The sequence below is a fragment of the Variovorax sp. GW821-FHT10B04 genome (assembly GCF_059415645.1).
Genome location: NZ_JBWKNQ010000011.1, coordinates 80,042 through 105,025 on the forward strand (window position 1 = coordinate 80,042; position 24,984 = coordinate 105,025).

19 protein-coding genes and 1 tRNA gene are annotated in these 24,984 nt (G+C 69.1%); 4 read left to right on the top strand and 16 right to left on the bottom strand.

All coding sequences use genetic code 11. From position 1 onward, the window contains the following. Window positions 1-2: 2 nt before the first annotated feature. The 16 genes from AC07PZ_RS23995 to AC07PZ_RS24070 form a co-directional block, all read right to left on the bottom strand. Window positions 3-5,549 (bottom strand): ESPR-type extended signal peptide-containing protein, encoded by a 5,547-nt coding sequence (locus AC07PZ_RS23995; RefSeq protein WP_495297660.1) that lies wholly within the window; start codon window positions 5,547-5,549, stop codon window positions 3-5. 49 nt (window positions 5,550-5,598) lie between these two features. Continuing rightward, a complete protein-coding gene (locus AC07PZ_RS24000) occupies window positions 5,599-6,180 on the bottom strand; it encodes a DUF4019 domain-containing protein (RefSeq protein ID WP_495297661.1) in 582 nt (193 codons plus the stop codon). 286 nt (window positions 6,181-6,466) lie between these two features. Then, on the bottom strand, window positions 6,467-7,390 hold the full coding sequence (locus AC07PZ_RS24005) for an alpha/beta hydrolase (RefSeq protein ID WP_495297662.1): 924 nt from the start codon (window positions 7,388-7,390) through the stop codon (window positions 6,467-6,469). Window positions 7,391-7,429: 39 nt separating this feature from the next. Beyond that, window positions 7,430-7,843: a RidA family protein gene (locus AC07PZ_RS24010; protein ID WP_495297663.1), complete on the bottom strand. Its 414-nt coding sequence runs from the start codon at window positions 7,841-7,843 to the stop codon at window positions 7,430-7,432. A 96-nt stretch (window positions 7,844-7,939) separates the two neighbouring features. Further along, entirely contained in the window at window positions 7,940-8,617 is a 678-nt protein-coding gene (locus AC07PZ_RS24015) for a Crp/Fnr family transcriptional regulator (RefSeq protein WP_495297664.1), read from the bottom strand. A 2-nt stretch (window positions 8,618-8,619) separates the two neighbouring features. Beyond that, entirely contained in the window at window positions 8,620-9,330 is a 711-nt protein-coding gene (locus AC07PZ_RS24020; RefSeq protein WP_495297665.1) for an ABC transporter ATP-binding protein, read from the bottom strand. Then, complete coding sequence (locus AC07PZ_RS24025; RefSeq protein ID WP_495297666.1) at window positions 9,327-11,102, bottom strand: branched-chain amino acid ABC transporter ATP-binding protein/permease; 1,776 nt, start codon at window positions 11,100-11,102, stop codon at window positions 9,327-9,329. Before AC07PZ_RS24025 ends, AC07PZ_RS24020 begins: the two co-directional genes overlap by 4 nt. After that, on the bottom strand, window positions 11,099-12,121 hold the full coding sequence (locus AC07PZ_RS24030; RefSeq protein WP_495297667.1) for a branched-chain amino acid ABC transporter permease: 1,023 nt from the start codon (window positions 12,119-12,121) through the stop codon (window positions 11,099-11,101). The genes AC07PZ_RS24025 and AC07PZ_RS24030 overlap by 4 nt, the downstream gene beginning before the upstream one ends. A gap of 15 nt (window positions 12,122-12,136) precedes the next feature. Next, a complete protein-coding gene (locus tag AC07PZ_RS24035) occupies window positions 12,137-13,330 on the bottom strand; it encodes an ABC transporter substrate-binding protein (protein WP_495297668.1) in 1,194 nt (397 codons plus the stop codon). Between the two features lie 98 nt (window positions 13,331-13,428). Then, window positions 13,429-14,655, bottom strand: a complete 1,227-nt coding sequence (locus tag AC07PZ_RS24040) for an acyl-CoA dehydrogenase family protein (protein WP_495297669.1) — start codon at window positions 14,653-14,655, stop codon at window positions 13,429-13,431. A 160-nt stretch (window positions 14,656-14,815) separates the two neighbouring features. Further along, complete coding sequence (locus tag AC07PZ_RS24045) at window positions 14,816-15,514, bottom strand: DJ-1/PfpI family protein (RefSeq protein WP_495297670.1); 699 nt, start codon at window positions 15,512-15,514, stop codon at window positions 14,816-14,818. Then, window positions 15,511-16,479 (bottom strand): DMT family transporter, encoded by a 969-nt coding sequence (locus AC07PZ_RS24050; protein WP_495297671.1) that lies wholly within the window; start codon window positions 16,477-16,479, stop codon window positions 15,511-15,513. Before AC07PZ_RS24050 ends, AC07PZ_RS24045 begins: the two co-directional genes overlap by 4 nt. Continuing rightward, window positions 16,463-16,948, bottom strand: coding sequence for a flavin reductase family protein (locus AC07PZ_RS24055; protein ID WP_495297672.1), 486 nt, complete (start codon window positions 16,946-16,948; stop codon window positions 16,463-16,465). The genes AC07PZ_RS24050 and AC07PZ_RS24055 overlap by 17 nt, the downstream gene beginning before the upstream one ends. 109 nt (window positions 16,949-17,057) lie before the next feature. Beyond that, window positions 17,058-17,276 carry an oxidoreductase-like domain-containing protein gene (locus AC07PZ_RS24060; RefSeq protein WP_495297673.1) on the bottom strand — a complete coding sequence of 73 codons (219 nt, stop codon included), beginning with the start codon at window positions 17,274-17,276 and terminating at the stop codon, window positions 17,058-17,060. Between the two features lie 105 nt (window positions 17,277-17,381). After that, window positions 17,382-17,456 (bottom strand) — tRNA-Arg (locus tag AC07PZ_RS24065). Then, window positions 17,413-18,159: a TetR family transcriptional regulator gene (locus AC07PZ_RS24070; protein WP_495297787.1), complete on the bottom strand. Its 747-nt coding sequence runs from the start codon at window positions 18,157-18,159 to the stop codon at window positions 17,413-17,415. The genes AC07PZ_RS24065 and AC07PZ_RS24070 overlap by 44 nt, the downstream gene beginning before the upstream one ends. A 174-nt stretch (window positions 18,160-18,333) precedes the next feature. Between AC07PZ_RS24070 and AC07PZ_RS24075 the strand changes: the two genes are divergently transcribed. The 4 genes from AC07PZ_RS24075 to AC07PZ_RS24090 all read left to right on the top strand — a co-directional run bounded on the left by AC07PZ_RS24075 (window position 18,334) and on the right by AC07PZ_RS24090 (window position 24,958). Then, window positions 18,334-19,614 carry an efflux RND transporter periplasmic adaptor subunit gene (locus AC07PZ_RS24075; protein ID WP_495297674.1) on the top strand — a complete coding sequence of 427 codons (1,281 nt, stop codon included), beginning with the start codon at window positions 18,334-18,336 and terminating at the stop codon, window positions 19,612-19,614. A 12-nt stretch (window positions 19,615-19,626) separates the two neighbouring features. Next, the gene (locus AC07PZ_RS24080) at window positions 19,627-22,785 is read left to right on the top strand and encodes an efflux RND transporter permease subunit (RefSeq protein ID WP_495297675.1); all 3,159 of its coding nucleotides are present in this window, start codon (window positions 19,627-19,629) and stop codon (window positions 22,783-22,785) included. Beyond that, complete coding sequence (locus tag AC07PZ_RS24085; RefSeq protein ID WP_495297676.1) at window positions 22,778-24,190, top strand: efflux transporter outer membrane subunit; 1,413 nt, start codon at window positions 22,778-22,780, stop codon at window positions 24,188-24,190. The genes AC07PZ_RS24080 and AC07PZ_RS24085 overlap by 8 nt, the downstream gene beginning before the upstream one ends. A 96-nt stretch (window positions 24,191-24,286) precedes the next feature. After that, window positions 24,287-24,958, top strand: a complete 672-nt coding sequence (locus AC07PZ_RS24090) for a c-type cytochrome (RefSeq protein ID WP_495297677.1) — start codon at window positions 24,287-24,289, stop codon at window positions 24,956-24,958. Window positions 24,959-24,984 lie beyond the last annotated feature (26 nt).

The window sequence follows — 24,984 nt, forward strand, 5'->3', positions numbered from 1 at the left end:
GGTCATTCCCACTTCCAGCCGAGACCGACGCCCAGGCCCCAGTCCTTGCCCGTCGTGCTCACGCCGACGTTGTAGTGCGTGCCGCCAGTCTCGGCCACGCCCTGGAAGCTCAGCGCCACGCCGGTCTGGCCACGGTAGTAACCCAGGCCGATGCCCAATGCCTTTTCGCCCGTGCGGGTCAGGTTCATGCGCGACGACGACATTGCATAGGCCATCGCGACGCCGGCGTAGGCGCGGTCGCTCAGCGTGTCGATGCTGCCCTGCATCTGCTGCAGCTGGTTCACGTTGACGGCGTCGGTTCCATCGATGCCGGGTGCCACGCCGGTGATGCGGCGTTCGGTGCCCTGGTTGCCGACGGCCACGGTATTGGCCTGCGACGCGGTCGTGCCGTTGCCCAGTGCGACCGAGTTGTTGCCCAGTGCCGTGGCGTTGTTGCCGAGTGCCGCCGAGTAATCCCCTGCCGCCCTGGCGTTGTCCCCGATCGCGGTGGTGTTGGTGCCTTCTGCGCGTGCGCCGGTACCGACGGCGACCGATGAATGCGCATACGCGTTGGCGCCGATCGCCACCGAGTTCGATTCGTCCGCGAGCGCCTGGTAGCCGATCGCGATGCCGCCTCCCGATTTGGCCGTGGCCTGGGCGCCCAGCGCCACCGACGTGTCGCCCTGTGCCTTGGCCTGTGCGCCGACGGCCGTGGCGTAGTTGGCCGATGCGCTTGTCGACTTGTTGCCGGCTTCCGAGCAATAGCCCAGCGCCGTCGCAGCCGCGCCGTTGCTGTAGGCACAGTCGCCGGACGCCGTCGCGCCTTCGCCGATCGCCGTGGCGTTGGCGCCGAAGCTCGAGGCGCCCGTGCCGCTGGCGGAGGCGCCCGTGCCGACGGCCGTCGAGTTGTTGGTGTTGGCGGAAGAGCCCGAGCCCAGCGCGATGGCGCTGCTGTTCGTGGTTTCGCCCGTGAAGCTGGCGATCTGCGTCTCGACATGGCCGACGCGCGTGTCCAGGCTGCCGACGCTCGAACTCGTTGCGCCGCTCAACACCGTGACTGCGCTCGTCACACCGTCGACGCGCGTGTTCAGGCTGCTGCTGTCGGCGCTGACCGCGCTCAGCTGCGAACTGATGCTGCTCGAGAAGGCGGTCTGCGTGCTCTCGACGGTGGCCACGCGTGTGTCCATGCTGCCGGCGCGCGTGTCGAGGCTCGACACACCCGAACTCGCCGCGTTGGCGATGGTCGTCACGTTGTTGATGTTGGTCGAATAGACCGTCAGCGTGCTGTCGATGCCGGTGACGCGCGTGTCGAGGCTCCCGAAGGAGATCGACATCGACGAGGACAGCGCCGAGGTGGTCGATTCGGTGCCGCTGACGCGGGTGTCGAGACTGCCGACGGACACCGCGGTCGATGATGACAGTGCAATCGTGCTGGATTCGGTACCGCTCACGCGGGTGTCCAGGCTGCTGAGCGAGACTGACGTTGCGGATGACACGGCCGACGTGGTGGACGCCACGCCGCTGATGCGCGTGTCAAGACTGCTTGTCGAGGCGGCCGCCGCCGTGCTCAGCGTGCTGAGTTGCGCGACGTTGACCGCATCGTTGGGTGCCGAACCGTCCGCCACATTGATCAGTCGGCGCGTCCCTTCGGCCGAACCGATCGAGACGGCGCCGAGGGTGGGTGCCAGGGCGCCGGTGAGAAAGCCGGTGCCGCTGGACAGGGCATCCACCTTGCTGCCCGCGCCAATTGCCACGCCACCGGGCACATCGACGGCAACGCTGGCTCCGCGGCCCAGCGCCACGCCGTCTTGCGCGCCCACCGCTGCGCCGTAGCCGATGGACACTGCGTTTACTGCGGCCGGATCGATGGTTGAGTTTTCGCCAATGGCGATGCCGTAGAAGGCTGGCGACGACGCATGAAAGCCGATCGCGATGGCGTTGTCCGTGTCGGCCGTGGCTGCTCCGCCGATCGCAATGGATTCATACCCCGCCGTGCTCTCGATGCCCATCGCCATGCCTCGCGAACCCGTGGCCTTGGCGCCGCTGCCGATCGCCACGGTGTCGTCGCTGCCGGCTTCCGATGCAATGCCCAGCGCGATGGATCGATTGCCCGATGCTGCGGCGCCAGCGCCGCCCTCGCTATTTCCGCCGATGGCGATCGCGCTGTCGCCGGATGCTGAGGCGCCGCTGCCGCCATGGCTGACGCCGCCGATGGCGACCGCGGCCTTGCCGCCTGCGTAGGCGCCTTGACCGGTGGTTCCATCCGTGGCTTCTGCAGCACCGATGGCAATGCCGCTGTCGTTCGTCACGCTGGCGCCGGTGGCAGCCGTAGCGCCCATTTCAGCATAGCCACCGCCAATGGCGATGCCGCCATTGGCCGTAACGACGGGCGCACTCGATCCTTCGCCTGACGAACCGCCGAGAGCAAGGGCTGCGTAGCCCTGTGCCTGCGCACCACTACCGAGCGACGCTGCGCCGTCGAGCGTCGCGCCGGCGCCATTGCCCAAGGCGATGGCATTGGTGGCGTTGGCGATGGCAGCAGGGCCGATCGCCACGCTGTCGGCGCCGCTGGCTTGTGCGTCGACTCCCGTGGAACTGACACGCAGGTACTTCATGCCGACGCCGCTGTTGATGCTGCCAATGACTGTTTCGGTGTCGGTGACGCGGGTGTCCAGGCTGGTCACGGATGCGGAGGTCGACGCGCTCAGCGTGCTCAATTGCGCGACGTTGACCGCGTCGGTGAGGTTGGTGCCCGCCGCCACGTTCACGATACGGCGCTCCGCACCGACCGAGCCGATGGACACGGTGTTGCCGACGTCGGCGACGGAGCCCGCGCCCAGCGCCACGGCGCCGGAAGCCGTGCTCGCGACGATGGCGCCATTGCCGATGGCCACGGAATCGGCGGCGTTGGTCGTGGTCCACGCACCGAGCGCGACGGAGTTCGTTCCGTTCACGTCGACAAATGCGCCTGTCCCGATCGCCAGGGCGTTATTGCTCCGCGCAGCCGCGGTGTTGCCGATGGCTGCGGCCCCCTCGCTGTCCGCAAGCGCACCGCTACCGATCGCGGTCGTGCTGGCCGCGCCGACCTGTGCACCCAGCCCCATCGCAATACTGTTGCTCGCATCCGTGGTCGCTGTGGCGCCGGAACCGATGGCAACGCTGTCCATCGCGTTGCCCGAGACCGATGCGCTTCGGCCCAGCGCAACGCCGCCATCTGCCGTGGCACCGGCACCCTTGCCCATGGCCAGGCTGCTGCCCCCCGTGGCGCTGGCACCTTTGCCCACGGCCAAGCCGCCCGCGTCCGCGACGGCCAGAGGCCCGATCGCGATGCTGTCCGTCCCCGTGGCTTGCGAATCGGCGGCGACCGAGTTGACGTGGAAATACTTGACGTCTGCACTGCCACCTCCGCCGAGGCCGCTGATGGCGGTCTCGGTGTCCGTGACGCGGGTGTCCAGGCTGGTCACCGAGTTCGTCGTCAACGCGCTCAGCGTGCTCAGTTGCGCGACGTTCACGGCGTCGTTTGGTTCGGAGCCGTCGGCGACGTTGATCAGCCGGCGCTTCACGCTGGCATTGCCGATGGAGACGGGCCCCGTCCCGGGCGCTTCCGTGTTGGTGAGGAAGCCCGCGCCGCTGGACAGGCTGCCGACCGCGCTGTAGGCGCCAAGTGCCACGCCGCCATCGACGCCGGAAGACACCGTCGCGTTGTGGCCGATCGCCACCGCGTCGGCCGTCAGCACGTTGGCACCGTAGCCGACGGCCAGGCTGCCCCAGCCGGACGAGTCGACGTGCGCGTTCTCGCCCAGTGCGATGCCGTAGGTTGCAGAGGACACCGAATTCAGGCCGATCGCCATCGCGTTGCTGGTCTCGGCCAAGGCATTCACGCCGATGGCCATGGAATCGATACCGAGCGCCTGGCTGGTCATGCCGATCGCGATGCCCCGCATGTCGATCGCCGTGGCGCCGTTGCCGATGGCGACGGCGCTTTCATCCTGCGCGGAAGACGACGTGCCGATGGCAATGGCGTTGTCTCCGCTGGCCTGCGCGCCGTTTCCGCCCCCGGAGTTGCCGCCGATGGCAACGGCGCTCTGGCCGCTGGCCGATGCGCCTTCACCACCCGCCGACACGCCGCCGATCGCTATGGCGGCGTCGTTGCTGGCGTTTGCACCCGAGGCGTATCCGCTGGTGGGCGATACGCTGCCGCCGATGGCGACGCTCGATGTGCCCGTCGCACTGGCACCTTCGCCGCCTGTGGAGCCGGACACCGTGTAGATACCGCCGATGGCGATCGCGCTGTCGGCCGACGACCATGCCGCGGTGGCCGATTCGGTGCCCGAAGTGCCGCCGAAGGAAAGAGAGGAACGGCCTTGCGCATTGGTGCCGGCGCCGATCGCCATGGCGGCATCCTGCGAAGCGCTGGCGGCGCTGCCGATGGCCAGCGCGCCGGTGCCGGCCGCTGTCGACAGGAAACCCGCCGCGATGGCGAAGCTGCCGGCTGCGCTGGCGGAAGTACCGATGGCGACCGCGTTGCCGCCCGATCCACTGGAATCGACGCCGAGGCTGATGTTGGACGAGGTGGTGATGCCCATGCCGCTGGTCGCGCCAATGGCAATGTTGTAGTCGCCCGTGCCGGTACCGGAGGCCATGCCGGCTGCGTAGCCGATATAGACAGCCGAGTCGCCGCCGGTCAGGCTGGCCGGGCCCACCCCCGCCGCCGCGCCGATGACGATGGCATTCACGCCGTCTACACCTGCCGTCGCGCCGCTGCCGAGGACGACCGAGCCGCTGCCGCTGCCGGATGCACCACTGCCCACGACGACCGCATTGTTCGCCTGCGCAACTGCGTTCCCGCCGATAGCGATCGTGTCGGCGGCCGAGGCGCTGGCGCCAAAGCCGAACGCAATGCTGCGGGCGCTCGCCGTGCCGACGGCAGCATCCTGTCCGATGGCGATGCCCTGATCGGCGGACGTGGCGACCGAGGCGCCCAGCCCCAGCGCGATGGCACCACTGGCCGAGGCGCTCGTGCCGGTGCCGATCGCAATGGCGTCGGACGCCGTCGTCGTGGCGTTCTGTCCAACCGCGATGGAGCTGATGGCCGCAGCCGACGTGCTGGCACCGGCGCCCATCGCGACGGATTCGCTGCCGAAGGCCTGCGCCGCAGCGCCGATGGCGACCTGCCGGTCTCCCTGGTTGGCGCCGGTCGACGCGTTGTTGCCGATGGCGATGCCGCCGTTGGTGGTCGCATCCGTGGGCGTGAGGTCATCTGCCGAATCGGCACTGGCGCCGGTACCGATGGCGATGCCGCCCCCGTTGGCGAAGGCGGCCGCGCCAGCCGCCGATGAGGAAATGGCGATGGAGCCCAGGAAAGCGGTCGTCGGCGTGGCGTCCCCGTTGTCCGTGCCGGTGACTGCGGCCAGCGCGCTGCCACCGAACAGCGTGGCGCCGATCGTCAGCGCTGCGGCCACGGCAATCACGCTGGCCGAACTTCGTTTGCCTCGCGCCTTGGTGAGTTCGGACGTGGCGACCCAGGCGCCGAGGGACTCGTTCCACACGCTGCGGTATGACTTGTTCATGATGTTCTTCCTCTCCTGTGTTGATGGGGCTGTGCGGCGCGCGGCCGCGTCATTGCGGGGCGCCGGCCGCAGTGCCGGCCGCGGCGGTGAGCGGGCGGGGCAGGTAGCCGGTGAAGCGGACGCTTCCGTCGTTCTCGATGCGGAACGAAATCCGCTCGATGAGCGAGCGGCCGTCGGTCGTCGTGGACGACATCTCGACGTTGGCGTAGAGCCCGGCAGGCACGCCTTGCGGCGTGGCGGGCGTCGCGTAGCGCAGGCGGCCGATGCCCGACCAGGTGCGTTGGCGCAGCGTGCCGACCGACTGGCGCGCCGACTTCATGTCGGCGATGAAGGTGTCCCGCTTGAAGCGCGCCTGCAGGGCAGGTGGCATGTCCTGCCACAGCGGCGCGTAGTTGCCCGTGTCGAGCAGGGCGAGCACGCGGCCTGCAGCGGCCAGCAGGGCATCGGGAGAGGCGTCGACGGAGGTTGCTTGCGATGCCGTCGAAGCCTGTGCTCGGGCGTCCTTGGCCGGCGCGGTCGTGAGGGCGACGCCGAAGATCAGGCCGGCAACCGCGATGACGAGAACCGACTTGGCGGTGCGGGTCGAGGCCCGTCGTTCGTTGCTCGGAGGAGTCGGGTGAAGTGGAGGCATGTGAGGCCCTGGAAAGATGTGTAAGAGTCCACGCCGGGTGCAGCGCGAGAGCCATCGTTCCGTGAACCACCCCGCTCAGGGGCTCGTCGCATCGAGGTGTAGAAATCACCCGATGAACCGACAAGAATCGCCATTGAAAAATTTGAGCGCACGCCGTCGGCGGCGTGACGCGGCGCGCGCGCCGGTTACAAAGTTGCGCGACTGTGTCGGAACTTGTTCGCGCTGAAGCTGGTCAGCGCGCGCCATGCAGCGACGCCGCATGACGCGGCGTCGTCGGCGCTTTCGCTCAGTCCGCGGGCGTGCCGGTGCACCGGCGCACGTGGGCCGCCAGCGCCAAGCACAGCGGGCTCATCGGATCGCGCAGGCCATCGATGGCCGAGTTGTGCAGGCAGCCATCCAGAGGCATCAACCTGCTGTCGACGCCCAGCGCCTGCGCGGCGCCATGAAAGGCTTCTGCCTGGCGGTAGAACTCCGGCGTTTCGCCAGCGCCCCAGGTGATCAGCATCGGCGGCGCGCCGTGGCGCAGGTGATGGATCGGCCCGTTGCGCAGAACCTGTGCCGGGCTCAGCTGCAGCTTGGGCTGCAGCCATGAATGCGGGAACGGGCCGAGGTCGAACAGCCCGCTGATCGGGCAGATGCCCTTGACCAGGTTGGCAGGCAGGCCGTCGGCCGGCCAGTCGGTGAGTGCGAGCATGGCCGACAGATGCCCGCCCGCGGAATGGCCGGTCACGTAGATCTTGTCCGGGTCGGCGCCGAAGTCGGCTGCGTGGCCGTGCAGCCAGGCCAGCGCCCGCCGGCTCTGCGCGACCAGTGCATCGAGCGTGTGATCGGGGCAGACGCCGTAGTCGAGCACTGCCGTGGCGAAGCCATGCGCATGCATGCCGCGCGCGACCCAGGCGTAGAGCTCCTTGACCAGCCATGGCGACGACCAGTAGCCGCCATGGATGAAGACCACCAGCGGTGTACCGGTCGTCGCGGTGGCCGGCCCGGGAGGCCCGGGAAACACATCGAGCCGTTCGACGTCCGACGGGCCGTAGGCGAGGTTGGCGTGGCACGGCAACGCCGCGCGCGCCTCGTCGCTCCAGGCGCGCCGGCCGGCCAGCAACGCCATCGGGTCGGCGACCTGGCGCGAGGTGTCGTACTGCGCGTCGATCGCTTCCTGCGTGGCGAAGTCGCGATACAGGAAGGCGGCGGCGGGCGTGTCTGGCATGGGATGTCGCGTTCTGTTGGCGATTCGGCTACCGGCCGCTCAGCTGCGCAGCGCGGCGACGCTGCGGATCTCGATCTTCATCGTCGGGCGCGCGAGCGCCTCGATGCCGACCATCGTCCAGCTCGGGAACGGGCGCTGCGTGTAGATCTTCTTGACCGGCAGGAAGGCCGCCAGGTTGTTGGCCATGTCGACGTGGTAGCTCACCACCTCGACCAGGTCGGAGAAATCGAGGCCCGACAGCCGAAGGATCTCGCCGGTGCGCTGGAACGCGCATTCGGCCTGCTCGGCGACGCTTTCCGGCACCGTGCCGTCGGGGCGCAGGCCGACCTGGCCCGCGATGAAGAGCAGCCCGCCCGCCTTGACGGCCGGCGAGAAGCCGAAGTTCTCGAACAGCGCGCGCGTGCCGTCGAAGATGTCCGAACCCTGGGGAATCTCAAGTACCTGCTTGCTCATCGATCTGCCTTTGATTGCGTGGTGAAGATCGTTGAACGATAGGCGCCGGCCGTCGAACAGCCGGTATCGCGCGACACAAGCTGCGCGCATTCTTTTTCAGGACGCAAGCAGCTTCAGGTCCTTGATGCAGATGCGGTTCTTCGACACCGACAGTGCACCGATGCCGCGCAGCCGCTTGAGCGAGCGCGTCACGGTCACGCGCGAGGTGCCCGTCATGGTGGCGATCTGCTCGTGCGTCAGCGCGAACGGAATGGCCAGGCCGTCCTTCAGGTCGATCGTGCCGTAGGTGCTGCCGAGCCGCGCGAGCAGCTCGCCGATGCGCACTTCCGGTGCGGGCGCCGACAGCGATTGCGCACGGCGCGACATGATGCGCTGCTTGGCCGCGAACACGCGCATCAGCGCCATCGCCAGCTCGGGATTGGTGCGGAAGGCTTCGTCGAGCTGGTCGGTCTCGTAGCGCATCACCACGCTGGCCTCTTCGGCGCAGGCGGTCGAGAAGCAGGGCACACCGTCGAAGGCCGCGGCCTCGCCGCAGACTGCGCCGGACCCCATGATCTCGACGATGAAGCTGCTGCCGTCCTCGCGCAGCATCGACACCTCGATCTTGCCGCTGACGATCAGGTAGAAGCTCTTGATGCATTCGCCCTGCCGGTAGAGCACCGCACCGGGCCGAAGCCGCATCTCGCGGCCCAGCCCCGCGGTCGACCGCCAGACCTGCATCTGGTCCTGGTCGCCGGAGAGGCGCCAGGTTTCGGTCGACAGCCGGCGGGTCACCTTCAGCTTCCGAAGTAGGCCGCGTTCAGGCGCGGGTCGTCGGCCAGTGCACTGGCGCTGCCGTCCATCACGATGCGGCCGAGTTCCATCACGTAGCCGCGGTCGGCCACCGACAGCGCGAGCCGCGCGTTCTGCTCCACGATCACGGCCGTCATGCCCTGTGTCTTGAGCGCGGCGATGGCTTCGAAGATCTGTTGCACCACCAGCGGCGCGAGGCCGATCGACGGCTCGTCGAGCAGGATGGCGACGGGCTCGGTCATGAGCGCACGGCCGATCGCGACCATCTGCTGCTCGCCGCCCGACAGCGTCGCGACCTGCTGCTTGCGGCGCTCCTTCAGCTTGGGAAGCAGCGCATACACGCGTTCCAGCGAGGCGGCCGCATCGGCGCGGCGCCGGTGCAGGTAGCCGCCCAGGCGCAGGTTGTCCTCGACCGACAGCACGCCGAACAGGTCGCGGCTCTCGGACACCAGCACCATGCCGCGCGCCACGCGCTGCTCGGTGGCCAGGTCGTCGATCGCATGGCCGCGGTAACGCACGCTGCCGCTGCTGAGCGGCAGCAGGCCCATCGCCGCATTCAGCAGCGTGGTCTTGCCCGCGCCGTTGGCGCCGATCACGGCAATGAATTCGCCCGCATCGGCGTGGATGCTGACGCCGTCCAGCGCGACGGCCTTGCCATAGGCGACGGTCAGGTTCTCGAGGCTCAACATGCTCATGCTCCCTTGCCGAGATAGGCCTCGACCACGCGGCGGTTGACGCGTATCTCGGCCGGCGTGCCCTCGGCCAGCACGCTGCCCTGGTTGAGCACGACCAGCGAATCGACGCAGGTCATCACCAGTTGCATGTCGTGTTCGACGAGGACGATGGACATGCCTTCGCTTTGCAATTTGCGCGCCAGGGCGATCAGCTCCTGCTTCTCCGCGGCGCGCAGGCCGGCCGCGGGCTCGTCCAGCAGCAGCAGCGACGGCGCCGCCGCGAGCGCGCGGGCGATCTCCACCAGCCGTTGCTTGCCCAGCGGCAGGCTGCCGGCCGGCGCGTCGGCCAGGCCGGCCAGGCCGACGCGGGCCAGCGCCGCATGCGCCACGGCCATCGTCCGCCGTTCCTCCTGCCGGTCGAATCCGGTGAGCCCGGCCAGTACGCCGGCCTTGCCGCGCCAATACGCGCCGATCGCCACGTTGTCGATCACGCGCATGTCGCCGACCAGCTTCACATGCTGGAAGGTGCGCGCCAGACCGAGGCCGACGACCCGATGCGGTGCGGGCGGCAGCGATTCGCCGCGCAGGCAGACCTCACCGCTGCTGGGCTGCGACAGGCCCGACATCATGTTGAAGGCCGTGCTCTTGCCGGCGCCGTTCGGGCCGATCAGCCCGACGATCGCGCCGGTCGGCACCTTCAGCGACAGCCCGCTCAGCGCGCGCACGCCGCCGAAGCGCTTGTCGACGTTGATGAGCTCCAGCAGCGGCACCGCGCCCGGTCCGGTCGCATTGGCCGCGTCGGCCTCGACGTTGGCCCCGGGCAGCGGCGCGACGTTCGCTGGCGGCGGCATGGTCCGCGCGCCGGTCAGCCGCGGCGCCAATGCCGACCAGATGCCGCCGGGCCAGCGCAGCAGCAGACCGACCAGCAAGGCGCCGAAGATCACCGGCTCGATCGGCCCGATGCGGTCGACCAGCCCCGAGAACAGCGTCTGCAGCAGCAGGTTGATCAGGCCCACGGTGAGCGCGCCGATGACGGCGCCGACAGGGTGCGTCACGCCGCCGAGCATCACCACGATCAGCAGCGTGAACGAGGCGCCGACACCGAAGGGCGCCGGACTGATGAAGCGCGCCTGGAACGCGTACAGCGCGCCGGCCAGCCCGGCGAACGCGGCCGACAGCACGAACACCACCATCTTCAGCCGCGCCGCCGGCACGCCGAAGCTGGTGGCGACGGCTTCGTGCTCTTCCAGGCTGCGCAGCACGCGGCCCTGGCGCGAGCGCAGCAGCCGGCTGCCGCCGAGCGCCGCGAGCAGCACCACGATCCACACCAGGAAGCCGATCGCGCGGTTGCCGATCGGCGTGCCGGCGATGGCCAGCGGCGGGATGCGGTCGAAGCCCGACGACGCGCCGGTGAGTTCCGAGGCCATGAACACGACGTGGATCGCGATGCCCCAGGCCAGCGTGGCGAGCGGCAGGTAGGTGCCGCGCAGCCGCAGCGTGACCAGGCCGATCGGCGCCGCGGCGGCGGCTGCGATCGCGCTGCCCGCGAGCAGGCAGAGCCAGGGCGACCAGCCGAAGTCGCGCGACAGGATCGCCGCCCCATAGGCGCCCAGGCCGATGAAGGCCGCATGGCCGAGCGACACCTGGCCGGCACGCATCAGCAGCACCAGGCCGACGGCGGCCAGCGCATCGATGCCGGCGAAGGTCATCAGCCCGAGGTGGTAGTTGGGTGCCAGCGCGAGCACGCACAGCACCGCCGCGCCGAGCGCGGCGAAGAACGAAGAGGCTTTCAACGATCGCCCCTTTGATGGCGCGGTCCGTTGCGCAGCAGCAGCACCGGCAGGATCAGCGCGAACACGATCGCATCGCGGTAGGCGCTGAGCGAATAGGCGGCGAAGGAATCGAGCGAGCCGACGATCGCCACGCCGGCGATCGACAGCGGATAGGTGGCCAGTCCGCCGAAGGTCGCGCCCACGAAGCCCTTCAGGCCGATGAGAAAACCCATGTCGACGTTGGCCGTGACCAGCGGCGCGACCAGCATGCCGCTGGCGCCGCTGAAGCAGGCGGCCAGCGCGAAGCTCGCCAGGCCGGCGCGCTTCACCGAGATGCCGCACAGCTGGGCGCCGCGCCGGTTCATCGCGGTGGCACGCAGCGCCTTGCCGACCTGGGTGAATTCGAAGAACACGAAGAGCCCGGCCATCACCAGCGCCGACACGGCCAGGATGCACAGGCTTTGCGCCGACAGGAACACCGCGCCGGCCTGGAAGCCGGCGGTCGACACCGGTGGCACCGGCCGCGGCTGCGCGCCCCACAGGATCAACGCCAGGCCGTGCAGCACCATCTGCACGCCGACCGAGATGATCACGAGAACGACGGCGCTGCTGTTGAGCCCCGGCTGCACCGTGAGCCGGTACACCACCGGCCCGAGCGCACTGACCAGCAGCAGCGAGCAGGCCAGCGACAGCACGTAATGGCCATGGCTCGCGAGCGTGAGCCAGACCGCGCCGCACAGCACGGCCGCGGCGGCGACGCTTGTCAGCGCGATGCGCAGCAGCCGCTTCGGCGCGCGCCGCGCGTCCCAGGCCTCGAACAGCGCACACAGCAGCCCGCCGCCGAGCACCAGCCCCAGCGTGGCCGGCACCGTGTGCTCCATGAAGCTGGCCAGCGTCATGGCGCCGAACATCACGTACTCGCCCTGGGCGATGTTGGCCACCCGCGTGACGGTATGGACGATCACCAGGCTGAGCGCCACGAGTCCGTAGACCGCGCCGCTCGTGATGCCGTCCGTGAGCAGGAAGAGAAAGGTGTCCATCGCGCGGGAGTGGCCTCAGTGGGTGGCGAGCACGAAGCGGCCGCCGCGGATCTCCGACATCGGCAGCGCCACCTTGCGGTCCACGCCCACGTGGTCGGTCGGGCTGAAGCCGACCAGGCCCGACGTGCTGACCTGGCCCTTCATGCTCTCCATGGCTTCGCGCAGCGCCTCGCGGGTCGCGCCGAGGTCGGCCAGGTTGGTCTTCTTCTGGTCCAGCACGCTCTTGAAGGCGAGCACCGCGACATGCGCCGCGTCCCAGCCCATGGCCGAGTAGTTGTCGGCCTTGCCGGCGCCGTACTTGCCTTCGTAGGTCTGCACGAACTCGTTGAGCGCGGCGCGGCCGGGCGTGTTGGCGGGCAGCTGGCTCTGCACCACCACCGGCGCGACGATGACCAGCGTGCCGTCGAGCGCCGCATTGCCGAGCGACAGGAAGGCCGCGCTGGCCGAGCCCTGCGACTGGATCACCAGCCCGGTGTAGCCGACGCGGCGCAGCGCCTCCTGCATCAGGTACGACGCCGGCGTGTAGGTGTGGACATAGACCACGTCGGGGTTCGACTGCCGGATGCGCAGCGCCTGCGGCGTGAAGTTGGTGTCGGTGCGGGCGACGCGCTCGACCGGGCCGAGTTCGACGCCTGCGCCGGGCGCCAGCGCCTTGAGCGCGTTCAGGCCGCTCTCGCCGTACGAGTCGTCGGCGAAGATGCTCGCGACCTTCTTCGCCTTGCGGTGCGTCACCTCGTCGAGCAGGCGCTCGATCATCATCCGGTCGGTCGCCGAGGCCTTGAACACGTACTTGCGCTGGTCGGCGGGCTCGACCGACGACGCTGCGGCCGCGAGGGTGATCGACGGCGTGCGCGTGGTGGTCAGCGTTTCCAGCACCGCCAGCGAGCTCGGCGTGGTCGTGCAGCAGATCACCAGGTGGACCTTGTCCTCCTCGACCAGCCGGCGCACAGCGTTGGTCGACTTGGTCGGGTCCGACGCGTCGTCGTACGAGACGAACTTCACGGTGAACGGCAGGTCGGCCTTGCTCAGTTTCTCCTCGGCCAGCGCGACGGCACTGCGTTCGGGCAGGCCGATCGACGAGGCACCGCCCGATGCGGCGAGCACGACGCCGAGCCGCAGTTCGGGTTTGGCGGGCTGGGCGTGGGCGGCAAGGGAAAGCAGCCCGCAGGCGAGCAGGCCGAGACAGGAGATCAGGGATCGCGTGTTCATGAATGGGTCCTTGGTGGAATGGTGCAATGCAGCAAAAGAATAGGTCGGGGTGGTGGTGCGCGCAGGTATCGCCCGATACAGGCTGGCGCGCGAAATCGCTAGATCCGGCTGCCGGGCAGCATGTCCATGCCGAGCTGCAGGCGTCCGCAGGTCTCGCTGATCGGCTGGGGCTGCAGCAGCAGGTGGGAATACATCGCGCTCATGTCGCGCAGCAGCGTCTCGAAGCGCGAGCCGCTCGGCATCACCTGGCCGCCCGCGGCCGCGAACAGCCGCTGGGACGCAGCCCGTGCGGCGCTCGCGATCATCGAGATGCGCACCCGCATCTCGGCGCGCATCTGGGCGTTCGCTGGGCCGGGCTGCAGCAGCGGCTTGCTGGCCTCGAACACCAGGCTGTCGCAGGCCATCGTGATGCAGGCGTCGGCCTGGGCCAGTTCGGTCGTGATGAAGGGATCGCGCTGGCCGGCCGGCATGGCGGCCAGCCGGCGGCCGGCCATGGCGCGAAATTCGTCGACGATGGCGCAGGCCAGTCCGAGCGAGGGCGCGAGGATCGACATCGCGAACAGCGCGTTGAGCGGGTAGTCCTGCAGCGCGTCGACCGTCGAGCATTCGGGGTGGCGCTGGCCGTCCTGCATCGGCTTCCATGCGACCAGCCGGTGGCGCGGCACGAAGGCGCGGTCGAGCGACACGTCCTTGCTGCCGGTGCCGCGCATGCCGATCACGTTCCAGCTGTTCGCGTCGATCGCGAAGTCGGCCTGCGGCAGCAGGGCGAAGTGCACCTCGCCGGCCGGCCCGACCGGCACCAGCACGCCGACCCAGTCGGCCACGTCGATGCCCGACGCGTAACCCCACTGGCCGCTCAGCAGGATGCCGCCGTCGGCGTCCTCGACGGCGAGCCCGCGCGGTGCGGCGCCGGTGAGCGCCGACACGATCACGCGCGGGCCGGCGCCGAAGAGCTCGTCCTGCAGGCGGTCCGGAAAGCGCGCCAGCATGACGGTGTTGGCCAGGCACAGCGACACCAGCCAGGCGGCCGAACCGCTGCCGCGCGCGACCTCGTACACCAGTTGCCAGACCGCGTGCGGCGCCATCGCCATGCCGCCGAGGCGTGTCGGCAGCGTCATGCGGAACAGGCCGGCGTCGTGCAGCCGGGCGACCACGTCGTCGGGAATGCGCCGGCCGGCCTCGATGCGTTCGGACTGGTCGCGCAGCCAGAGGCTCAGTGCGCGGATCTCGGCGCGCAGCGCGGGCGGGATCTCGCCGGCGGGCGGCGCCGTCGGTGCGGCGGCGATGGAAATGGAAGCAGGGGAGGAAGGCGCAACGACCGTCATGGAATCTCCGAAGGAATGCAGTCAATGTAGGAAGCGCCGCGCGGCCAGACCGTATCCGGCGATACCGTCGCGTGCGTCCTCGTCACGAATGGGAGGACGAGCCGTCCGGCCCGGTGCAGTGCGGTGTGGTGTGGTGTGGTGTGGTGTCGTACGGGCGGCGTCAGCGGGCGGCGTTGGCGCGCGCGATGCTTTCCATCAGCGCCAGCCGCTGCGGCCGCGACGCGATGCCCGCGGCCATCACCGATTGCGCGATGGCGGCCGGCGCGGTGTCGGGCCGGCCGGCGTCGAAGGGCGGCGCCGGCGCATATTCCAGCGCGAGCTGGATCGCCTGGGCCTGCGCCGCGCCCGCGATCTCCGCGACCAGCGTCAGCGCGAAGTCGATGCCGGCCGTCACGCCGCCGCCGGTGAAGACGTGGCCGTCGCGCACCACGCGCGCCGCGTCGGGAATCGCGCCGAACACCGGCAGCAGGTCGCGCCAGAACCAGTGGCAGGCGGCGCGGCGACCGCTCAGCAGGCCGGCCGCGGCCAGGATCATCGAGCCCGAGCAGACCGAGGTCAGGTAGCGAACGCCAGGGCCGAGCCGGCGGATCGCGGCCATGAATTCGACGTTCTGCATCGCCTCGGTGCAGCGCATGCCGCCGGGCACGCAGAGCACGTCGCACTGCGCGATGTCCTCGAGCCGCGCGAGGCCGCCGAGCGTCAGGCCGTCGTCGGCGGTCACGGTCGCGCCGCCGACCGAGGCGACCGTGAGGCGCGCGCCCGGCAGCCGCGCCAGCACTTGGTGCGGACCGGTGAAGTCGAGCTGCGTCACGCCGTCGTAGATCGGGAAGACGATGGAAATCGGGGAAGCTGCGCTCATGGACGTGTCGCTCCGGGAAGGGCGGTTGCGGAAGGGCCGGCTGTGTCTGCCGCGGTGGCCGGCACGGCCTTGCGGCGGCTGGCGCCGAGGATCAGCACGTTTCCTGCCAGCGTGCAGGCGATGCCGACGAAGGACAGCGTGGTCCATTGGTAGCCCTCGAACACCGACGACACCAGCAGTGCGCCGATCGGCGCCAGCACCGTCGCGTAGGAGGCCCGTGCCGGGCCGATCCGGCCGAGCAGCGTCAGGTAGGCGTGGAAGCCGAGCACCGTGCCGAACACCACCAGGAAGGCGAGCGACCCGAGGTAGCGCGGCGCGCCGTCGAGCACCAGCGGCTGGCTGCTGCCGAACGCGAACAGCAGGCTGCAGACGGCGCCCCACGGCATCGCCCACGCGGTGGCCGAGGCCACCGGCACGCCGCGGCGCTGCAGCAGCGCCGAAGCCATGTTGCCGAAGCAGAAGGACAGCGTCATGCCGATCGCCAGCAGCAGCCCGAACCAGGGCGCGTGGCCCAGGCCCTTGGCTGCCACGTCGCCCCAGAGCAGCAGCACGAGCCCGGCGGCGCCCGCCAGCGCACCGGCGGCGGCGCGCCAGGTCACGCGCTGGCCGAGGAACAGCGCGCCGAGCAGCAGGTTGACCATCGCCGCCAGCGAGAACACCACCGACACCAGCGCCGAGGTGAGGAACATCGCCGCGTGGTACGCGAACAGGAAGTTGATGGAGAACATGAAGCTGCCCATCACCGCGAACAGCGCATGCGTGCGCAGGTCGTAGCGCATCGGCCCGCGCCGCCACGCGACCCAGCCGAACATCAGCGGCGCGGCCAGCAGGAAGCGCAGGGCGATCGAGAGCGCCGGCGTCGCGGTGCCGACCTGCAGCTTCATCGCGTACCAGCTGGTGCTCCAGCAGAACAGCACGAGCAGGTAGGTGCCGAGCACCCGTGAGCGGTCAGCCGAGCCGTGCATAGCTGCCCTCGTGATAGAGCAGGGGCGGCGTCGCGACGTCGGGGCCGATCAGGTCGAGCACCCGCCCGACGACGATCCGGTGGTCGCCGCCGGGGTGCACGTCGGCCACTTCGCACTTGAAGACGGCGTTGCAGCCGGGCAGCCAGACGTGCGCGCCGTCGCCGACCGTGTCCAGCGCCTGGCTCGCATCGCGCGGCCCGGCGAAGTGGCGCGAGGCCTGCTGCTGCGACTCGGCCAGCAGGTTGACGGTGAAGCGCCCGGCCCGCAGCAGCCGGGCCGCGCTGGCGCTCTCCTGGCGCGTGCAGAACAGCAGCAGCAGCGGTTCCAGGCTGACGGAGGTCAGCGAGTTCGCGGTCAGCCCGACCACCTCGCCGCCGTCGCGCGCGAGCAGCACGCTGACCCCGGTGGTGTAGCGGCCCATCAGCCGCCGGAAGCGCTCGGTGGTGCCGAGTTCGTGGATTGGTTTCATGCGGCCGATGCTAGGGACGGCCGTCGCGGGAGACGGTATCCGCAGGCACATCGGCAGGACGATGCCGGCGAGCTTGCCGGGCGGGCTTCGGTCGATCGTCGGTCAGCCGTCAGCCGTCGGGCAGCAGGGTGAGCGCCTCGTCGCGCCACCAGGCGACGGCTTCGAAATAGCCTTCCCACACGCAGCCGTTGCAGCCGCGGCCACAGCAGGTGGTCGGCTCCCGCGGCGGTGCGCGCGGTGCTTCGAGGCCGGCGGCGTGCAGGCGGTCGGTCAGCGCCTGCGCGAGGGCGCGGGCAGAGAGGGCGTCGGTGATCGGCGGGAGGTCCACGCGGGAATTATGGGCGGCGCCGGGCCGAGGGCCGCGTGCGGCATTCGAGTGCCGACCCATGAAAAAAGCCGGAAGCTTGTCTGCAAGCTCCCGGCTTCTTGTATCTGGTCCCGCCGCCAGGAATCGAACCTGGATCTCAGCCTTCGGAGGGCCGAATTCTATCCGTTGAAATACAGCGAGAGAGGTCTGCCGGATTCCCCGACAGCCCGCCATTATCACTGATCGCGCGCTGCTTCGCGGCCACGGCTTCTGTTTCCTGCACAGGCGGCCAGTCGAAACCCAGTCCGGCCACGTAGACCGCGAAAATCCGGCGGCCGGTCGCCACGAGGTCGAAGACTTCGGGGGCCAGCAGCCAGTCCTGGATCAGCCCGCTGATCAGCGCATGCAGGCCTTGCGCCGCGGTGCCCGCGGGAATCAGCAGCCGCACACGGCTGCGGCGTGCGGCCAGCCGCAGCGCTCGCTCGAAATCGGCGACGCATTCGTCGCGGCCGGTCTGGTGGCGCTGCTGGACGGACTGCATCTCCGCCGTGTATTCGATCTTGTGGGTGGCGATTTCGAACACGCGTCGAACCTGCGGGTCGGTCGTCATCAGTTCCAGCGCGTGGAGCATCATCTGCTCGATCTGTGTCAGCGGGTCGTCGCTGCTGACGCCGATTTCCTGCGCCGCCGTTTCCAGCGGCAGCTTGACGCGTTCCATCATCGCGTTGAACAGGTCGGCCTTGTCCTTGAAATGCCAGTACACCGCGCCCCGCGTGGCGTCCGCGTGTTCCGCGATCTGCTGTAGCGACGTACGTGACACGCCCTGTGACTGGAACAACATTTCCGCCGCATCGATCAAGCGGTGACGGGTCGCCAGGGCTTCCTCTTTGGTGCGGCGCGCCATGACATGTCTCCTTTCTTGTGTAGATTGCGGGTTTCCACCAGGTGCTTGCGACTATACATTCACGAATGTATGTATAGTCGCGCGCTGGCCGATTTCTTGCGGTATGTCGGGTATTCCGTTTGCACCCGTGTTTCGGCCCCCACTTTTTGATTGATCCCCTCTGGAAGGAATCGCATGCCCGTCTCGCATGTTCCGCAATCGTTCCGTCGCCCGTTCTCCTGGGCGATCGCCACCGTCTTCGGCGCGGTGGTGCTGTCCCTCGCCGCCTGCGGCAAGGGTGATGCACCCGCTGCCGGTGCTGGCGCGACCGGTGGTGGCGGTGCGCCGCCGCCGCCCGAAGTCGGTGTGGTCGTGGCGACGCCGGGCGACGTCGGCCTGGTGACCGAGCTGCCGGGTCGGCTCGAGGCCTCGCGCGTCGCCGAAGTACGTGCCCGCGCCGCCGGCATCCTGCAGCAGCGCCTGTTCCGCGAAGGCAGCGATGTGAAGCAGGGCCAGCAGCTGTTCCGCATCGATTCCGCGCCGTACACCGCGGCCGCTGCCAGTTCGCAGGCCAGCCTGGCGCGCGCCGAAGCCAACGCCGTGCAGGCGAAGGCGCTGGCCGATCGCTACAAGCCGCTGGTCGAGGCCAACGCCGTGAGCAAGCAGGAATACGCGAACGCCGTGGCGGCCTGGAAGGCTGCTGAAGCCGACGTCGGCGTCGGCCGCGCAGCCGTGCAGACCGCCAACATCAACCTGGGCTACGCCTCGGTCACGGCGCCCATCGCCGGACGCATCGGCCGCGCGCTGGTCACTGAAGGCGCGCTGGTCGGCCAGGGCGAGGCGACGCAGCTTGCCGTGATCCAGCAGATCAACCCGATGTACATCAACTTCACCCAGTCGGCGAACGACGCGCTCAAGCTGCGCCGCGCCATGGAGTCGGGTCAGTTCAAGCGCGTGAGCGGCGAAGCCGCCAGCGTCAAGCTGGTGCTGGAAGACGGCACCGAATACAGCCAGGCCGGCAAGCTGCTGTTCTCCGACCTGACGGTCGACCCGACCAGCGGCCAGGTCACGCTGCGCGCCGAAGTGCCCAACCCCAGTGGCGAACTGCTGCCGGGCCTCTATGTGCGCGTGCGCATCGAACAGGCACAGGCCGCCAACGCGATCAGCGTGCCGCAGCAGGCCGTCACGCGCACCCAGCAGGGCGACACGCTGTCGGTGGTCGGTGCCGACGGCAAGATCAGCCAGCGCAAGGTGAAGATCAGCGCCGCCCAGAACAACCGCTGGATCGTGCTCGAAGGCTTGAAGGCCGGCGAGCAGGTGATGGTCGACGGCTTCCAGAAGCTGCAGATGCTGCCGCCCGGCACACCGGTGAAGGCCGTGCCCTGGAGCGCACCCAACACCGCGGCCGCAGCGCCGGCGGGCGCGGCTGCACCTGCCGCACCGGCCTCCGTGCCTGCTGCGGCGCCGAAGTCCTGAGGAGCCTGAAGCGTGGCTAAATTCTTCATCGAACGCCCGATCTTCGCCTGGGTGATCGCGCTGTTCATCCTCGTGATGGGCGGCGTTGCGATCACGCAGCTGCCGATCGCGCAGTACCCGCCGGTGGCCCCGCCGGCCATCGTCGTCAACGTCGCCTATCCGGGCGCGTCGGCGCAGACGCTCGAGGACAGCGTGCTGTCCGTGATCGAGCGCGAAATGAACGGCGCCCAGGGCATGATCTACATGGAGTCGGTCGCGCAAGCGGACGGCACCGGCACGATCACCATCAGCTTCCAGCCGGGCACCAACTCCGACCTGGCGCAGGTGGACGTGCAGAACCGCCTGTCGCGCGCCACTCCGCGCCTGCCGTCGGTGGTGACGCAGCAGGGCGTGCGCGTCGACAAGTCGCGCTCCAACTTCCTGCTGTTCACGATGCTGTCGTCGGACGACCCGGCGATCGATCCGATCGCACTGGGCGACTACGCGGCGCGCAACGTCGTGCCCGAACTGCAGCGCCTGCCCGGCATCGGCCAGGCCCAGCTGTTCGGCAGCGAACGCGCGATGCGGATCTGGATCGATCCGGCCAAGCTGCGCGGCTTCAGCCTGTCGACGGCCGACGTCTCGAACGCGATCCGCACGCAGAACGCCCAGGTGTCGTCCGGCACCATCGGCGACCTGCCGAACGTGTCGGGCCAGGGTATTGCCGCGACGGTGGTCGTCAACGGCCAGCTCGCCAGCGTCGAGCAGTTCGGCAACATCGTGCTGCGCGCGAACACCGACGGTTCGGCCGTGCGGTTGCGCGACGTCGCCCGCATCGAACTGGGCGGTCAGACCTATGCGACCTCGGCGCGCCTGAACGGCAAGCCTGCGGTCGGTATCGGCGTCCAGCAGTCGCCGAGCGGCAATGCGCTGCAGTCGGCCGACGCCGTGCGCGCCAAGATGACCGAGCTGCAGCAGTACTTCCCCAAGGGCGTGAAGTGGACCATCCCGTACGACAGCTCGGACTTCGTACGGATCTCGATGAAGCAGGTCGCCGAGACGCTGTTCGAAGCGGTGGCGCTGGTGTTCGTCGTGATGTTCCTGTTCCTGCAAAACTGGCGCTATACGATCATCCCGACCATCGTGGTGCCGGTCGCGCTGCTGGGTACCTTTGCCACCTTGCTGGCGCTGGGCTTCTCGATCAACGTGCTGACCATGTTCGGCATGGTGCTGGTGATCGGCATCGTGGTGGACGATGCGATCGTGGTGGTGGAGAACGTCGAGCGGATCATGTCCGAGGAGGGCCTGTCGCCCATCGAGGCCACGCGCAAGGCGATGAAGCAGATCTCGGGCGCCATCATCGGCGTGACCGTGGTGCTGATCTCGGTGTTCGTGCCGCTCGCATTCTTTGCGGGTTCGACGGGCAACATCTACCGCCAGTTCTCGGCGGTGATGGTGGCGTCGATCGGCTTCTCGGCCTTCATGGCGCTGTCGCTCACGCCCGCGCTGTGCGCCACGCTGCTCAAGCCGATGGAAGCCGGCGCCCATCACGAGAAGAAGGGCTTCTTCGGCTGGTTCAATCGCGGCTTCACGCGGACCGCCAAGGGCTATGAAGGCTGGGTCGCGCGCATCCTCAAGCGCGCCGCCCGCTATCTCGTCATCTACGTCGCCATCATCGGCGTGGTGGCGCTGGTCTACACCCGCCTGCCGACGTCCTTCCTGCCGAGCGAAGACCAGGGCAACATCCTGGTGAACGTGCAACTGCCGCCGGGCGCGACGCTGGAGCGTACGACGGCCGTGATGGAGCAGGTCGAGGCACAGGTGCTCAAGCAGCCCGAAGTCCAAAGCATGGTCGGCGTGCTGGGCTTCAGCTTCTCGGGCCAGGGCCAGAACGCCGGTCTGGCGTTCGTGACGCTCAAGCCGTGGGATGAGCGCAAGGGTGCGGGCATGTCGGCCGAATCGCTGGCCGCTCGCCTGAACGGCGCGCTGTTCGGCATCCGCGATGCGTTCATCTTCGCGCTGAACCCGCCGCCGATTCCCGAACTGGGTGCCGCCTCCGGCTTCACCTTCCGTCTGCAGGACCGCGCCGGCGCGGGCCACGAGGCCCTGGTCAACGCGCGCAACCAGATGCTGGGCATGGCGTCCAAGAGCAAGGTGCTGACCCAGGTGCGTCCGGACGGCCTGGAAGATGCGCCGCAGCTGCAGATCGACATCGATCGCGACAAGGCGAATGCCCTGGGCGTGACCTTCGATTCGATCAACGCCACGCTGTCGACCGCGCTGGGCTCGTCGTACATCAACGACTTCCCGAACCAGGGCCGCCTGCAGCGCGTGGTGGTGCAGGCCGATGCGCCTGCGCGGATGCAGCCGGACGATCTGCTGCAGCTCAACGCCACCAATGCCAAGGGCCAGGGCGTGCCGCTGTCCGCGTTTGCGACCACGCGCTGGATCAAGGGCGCGACGCAGACCGTGCGCTACAACGGCTACCCCGCGATGCGGATCGCCGGCAGCCCGGCGCCGGGCTACAGCACCGGTGCCGCGCTGGCGGAGATGGAGCAGCTCGCATCCAAGCTGCCACCGGGCTTCGGCTACGAGTGGACCGGCCAGTCGCGTGAAGAAAAGCTCGCCGGCTCGCAGGCGATGATCCTCTACGGCTTCGCGATCCTGGCGGTGTTCCTGTGTCTCGCGGCGCTGTACGAGAGCTGGTCGATCCCGCTGGCCGTGGTGCTCGTGGTGCCGCTGGGCGTGCTCGGCGTGGTGCTCGCCACGCTGTTCCGCGGCTACTCGAACGACGTGTACTTCCAGGTGGGGCTGATCACGATCATCGGCTTGTCCGCGAAGAACGCGATCCTGATCATCGAGTTCGCGAAGGATCTGCAGGCGCAGGGCAAGAGCGTGATCGAGGCGGCTCTCATGGCCGCGCATCTGCGCTTCCGTCCGATCGTGATGACCTCGCTGGCCTTCGGTCTCGGCGTGCTTCCGCTCGTGATCGCCTCCGGTGCCGGTTCGGCCAGCCAGCGTGCCATCGGTACCGGCGTGCTGGGCGGCATGGTGACGAGCATCGTGCTGGCCGTGTTCTTCGTGCCCGTCTTCTTCGTGGTGGTGCGCGGCCTGTTCAAGGGCGGCAAGCGGCAGCAGGAAGCGGACAAGCGTCATGCCGATGCCGCAGGGGTGGAGCAGAACCATGTTTAAGAAGCCATTGATCCTTCGCAAGGCGCTGGTCGCCGCGGCCGCCAGCGCATTCCTGGCCGGCTGCTCGCTGATTCCGACCTACGAGCGCCCCGCGGCGCCGGTGCCGACCACCTTCCCGGGCGATCCGGCGCAGCCGGCCGGCGTGGCCGCCGCCAACACCGCCTGGCAGGACTTCTTCGCCGACGCGCGGCTGCAGTCGCTGATCAACACCGCGCTCGCCAACAACCGCGATCTGCGGGTGTCGGTGCTCAATATCGAGCAGGCCCGCGCGCAGTTCCAGATCAGCAGGGCGGCGCAGTTGCCGGCCGTCAGCGGGATCGTCTCCGGCACGCGACAGCCATCGGTCATCGATGGCCGCCTGGGCAACACCTTTCAGGTGGGGCTCGGCATTTCGGCGTGGGAGATCGACTTCTTCGGTCGCCTCGACAGCCTGAAGCAGCAGGCGCTGGCGCAGTACCTGGCCACCGACGAGGCACGCAAGGCCGCGCAGATCAGCCTGGTCAGCGCCGTTGCCACCGGCTGGTACACGCTGCTGGCCGACGACGAACTGCTCGCGCTGACGCGCCAGACCCTCGCCACGCGCGAGGATTCGGTGCGGCTGACCAAGCTGCGCTTCGACAACGGCGTGTCGTCCGAACTGGACTTCCAGCAGGCCAATTCGCTCGCCGAGTCGGCGCGTGCGTCGTATGCGCAACTCAGGCGCCAGCGCCAGCAGGACGAGAACGCGCTGGCGCTGTTGCTCGGGGCGCCGATGCCATCGAGCGCGCTGACCGTTGCCAACGGCCAGAGTCCGCTCGAGAGCGTCAGCCCGATGCAGGAACTGCCCGCCGGCCTGCCGTCCGATCTGCTGATCGAGCGGCCGGACATCCGGCAGGCCGAGCAGGTGCTGATCGGCGCCAACGCCAACATCGGTGCGGCGCGCGCGGCCTTCTTCCCGCGGATCTCGCTGACGGCGAGCGCGGGCACGGTGAGCAACGAGCTGTCCGGGCTGTTCAAGAGCGGATCGACCGCCTTTTCGCTCGCGCCGCAACTGACGCTGCCGATCTTCAACGCAGGTGCGAACCGCGCAGGGCTCGAGTCGTCGATCGCCGGGCGTGACATCGCCGTGGCGCAGTACGAGAAGTCGATCCAGACCGCATTCCGGGAAGTCGCGGATGCGCTGGCCGGCCGCGAGACCTTCGGCGAGCAGGTGCGCGCGCAACGCGCTCAGGCCGATGCCGAAGGCGTGCGCTTCAAGCTGTCGGACCTGCGCTACCGCAACGGCGTGGCGAGCGCGCTCGATCTGCTCGACGCGCAGCGCTCGCTGTTCAGTGCGCAGCAGCTTGCCGTTCAGGCGCGGTTGCAGCAGTTGCAGAACCAGGTGGCGCTCTACAAGTCGCTGGGTGGCGGTTGGGCGAGCCGGTGAATAGGTGACAGGCCTTTCCCCGATCGGGCGAAGGGCCTCTCTATAATTCGCGGTGATTGAGAAAAGCCCCCGAGAAGCCCCCGATTTGAGGACGCCATGAGCGCAGACACGCACTACCAGGCTACAGAAGACGCCCACACCGGACCGATCAAGAACCCGAAACAACTGCTCCTCGCAGTTTTTTTCTCCTTCGTCGGACCGATTCTGATCATCGTGGGGCTCGTCTCCTTCGTGGTTTCAGGCGTGCGGCCCTCGGGTTCTGCGCAGGGCGACAACATGGCGCTGTACGGCGTGTCCCAGGATGCTCGCGACCGTGACGTCGCCGAGCGACTGAAAAAAATTGGCTCCATCGAAATCCGCGACGCCAACCGAGCGCTCGCGACCGGCGAGGCCGTGTTCAAGGCGCAATGCACGACCTGCCACGGTTCGCCAGGCATCCCGGGCGCGCCGCATTTCAGCGATGCCGCCGCGTGGGGGCCGCGCATCGGCCAGGGCTACGCGACGCTGCTCGAGCACGCGCTCAAGGGCAAGGGTGCGATGCCGCCGCAAGGCGGCGGCGACTTCGAAGACCTCGAAATCGGCCGCGCGGTGGTCTACATGGCCAATGCCGGCGGCGCCAAGTTCCCGGTGCCGGACCGTCCGGCCGCAGGTGCGGCGCCTGCCGAAGGTGCCGCTGCGGATCCCGCGGCTGCTGCACCCGCAGCGCCCGCAGCCGCTTCGACGCCTGCAGCGCCTGCACCCGCTGCGGCCGCCAGCGCTCCCAAGTAACTGCGCGACGAGCCACCCCGCAGGTG

Coding starts and splice junctions, on each gene's coding strand:
- AC07PZ_RS23995 (WP_495297660.1), bottom strand. CDS start 5,549: ATGAACAAGTCATACCGCAGCGTGTGGAACGAGTCCCTCGGCGCCTGG.
- AC07PZ_RS24000 (WP_495297661.1), bottom strand. CDS start 6,180: ATGCCTCCACTTCACCCGACTCCTCCGAGCAACGAACGACGGGCCTCG.
- AC07PZ_RS24005 (WP_495297662.1), bottom strand. CDS start 7,390: ATGCCAGACACGCCCGCCGCCGCCTTCCTGTATCGCGACTTCGCCACG.
- AC07PZ_RS24010 (WP_495297663.1), bottom strand. CDS start 7,843: ATGAGCAAGCAGGTACTTGAGATTCCCCAGGGTTCGGACATCTTCGAC.
- AC07PZ_RS24020 (WP_495297665.1), bottom strand. CDS start 9,330: ATGAGCATGTTGAGCCTCGAGAACCTGACCGTCGCCTATGGCAAGGCC.
- AC07PZ_RS24030 (WP_495297667.1), bottom strand. CDS start 12,121: ATGGACACCTTTCTCTTCCTGCTCACGGACGGCATCACGAGCGGCGCG.
- AC07PZ_RS24035 (WP_495297668.1), bottom strand. CDS start 13,330: ATGAACACGCGATCCCTGATCTCCTGTCTCGGCCTGCTCGCCTGCGGG.
- AC07PZ_RS24040 (WP_495297669.1), bottom strand. CDS start 14,655: ATGACGGTCGTTGCGCCTTCCTCCCCTGCTTCCATTTCCATCGCCGCC.
- AC07PZ_RS24045 (WP_495297670.1), bottom strand. CDS start 15,514: ATGAGCGCAGCTTCCCCGATTTCCATCGTCTTCCCGATCTACGACGGC.
- AC07PZ_RS24050 (WP_495297671.1), bottom strand. CDS start 16,479: ATGCACGGCTCGGCTGACCGCTCACGGGTGCTCGGCACCTACCTGCTC.
- AC07PZ_RS24055 (WP_495297672.1), bottom strand. CDS start 16,948: ATGAAACCAATCCACGAACTCGGCACCACCGAGCGCTTCCGGCGGCTG.
- AC07PZ_RS24070 (WP_495297787.1), bottom strand. CDS start 18,159: ATGGCGCGCCGCACCAAAGAGGAAGCCCTGGCGACCCGTCACCGCTTG.
- AC07PZ_RS24075 (WP_495297674.1), top strand. CDS start 18,334: ATGCCCGTCTCGCATGTTCCGCAATCGTTCCGTCGCCCGTTCTCCTGG.
- AC07PZ_RS24085 (WP_495297676.1), top strand. CDS start 22,778: ATGTTTAAGAAGCCATTGATCCTTCGCAAGGCGCTGGTCGCCGCGGCC.
- AC07PZ_RS24090 (WP_495297677.1), top strand. CDS start 24,287: ATGAGCGCAGACACGCACTACCAGGCTACAGAAGACGCCCACACCGGA.